This is a genomic window from Amphritea sp. (assembly GCF_050300915.1).
Lineage (GTDB): Bacteria > Pseudomonadota > Gammaproteobacteria > Pseudomonadales > Balneatricaceae > Amphritea.
In genome coordinates this window covers 1-597 of record NZ_JBNKYN010000205.1, presented here as the reverse complement: position 1 = coordinate 597, position 597 = coordinate 1, and the positions used below count along the sequence as shown (strand labels likewise).

At 44.9% G+C, this 597-nt stretch carries 1 protein-coding gene and 1 pseudogene; both read right to left on the bottom strand.

Features of this window, described 5'->3' with window-relative positions:
• Positions 1–58: 58 nt before the first annotated feature.
• Positions 59–253: a hypothetical protein gene (locus ACQY8X_RS21085; RefSeq protein WP_428037088.1), complete on the bottom strand. Its 195-nt coding sequence runs from the start codon at positions 251–253 to the stop codon at positions 59–61.
• Positions 254–493: 240 nt separating this feature from the next.
• A pseudogene (gene ilvH / locus ACQY8X_RS21080) lies at positions 494–597 on the bottom strand (acetolactate synthase small subunit); the annotation flags it as partial.

Sequence of the window (597 nt, the reverse complement as noted above, 5' to 3'; positions counted from 1 at the left end):
GCTTAAATAGGAAACGCCAGTGTTGATTGACACCGGCGCTGATCGCCGCTTAAAAGAGTTAAGCCAGCATCTCCTGTTCAAATACAACAACGTAGGTATCATTCCAGCGAGGGAACAGATCACCCTGCCACCATAGAGACTGCTGGTGATAACGACCAACCATCCACAGGCTTTCAGACCCCGTCCCAATTGAACTCGCACAGGTGACAACAACCAAAAAAACCATCATCAACAGCCTGGTTGAACGAATCATAATATCCTCCTCAGACCGGTACTCTGTTTTTAGGCTTCCTGACACGGATGTTGTCAGGAGACTGCAGGCTCCCTGTATTGCCGATCTGCATCCCTGTTTTTCTATTTCATGGATCTTTAAGTATAGTCAGAATAAGAAGTTCGTCAGAAATTTTTGATTTTTTTGCGTCATCTATGAACCAAAACAGATTAAAAAAAAAGCCGCTCAGTGAGCGGCTTTTTTATCAGTTCTGACCCGTTATTAAAGGCTTAATACCTTCTCGCCACGGGATAAGCCAGATACACCAGTACGCACCACTTCCATAATATGTGTTGTGCCCAGGGTTTCGATGAAAGCATCCAGCT

Bases quoted from the DNA above. Each gene is read 5' to 3' on its own strand.
- ACQY8X_RS21085 (WP_428037088.1), bottom strand. From the start codon at position 253: ATGATTCGTTCAACCAGGCTGTTGATGATGGTTTTTTTGGTTGTTGTC.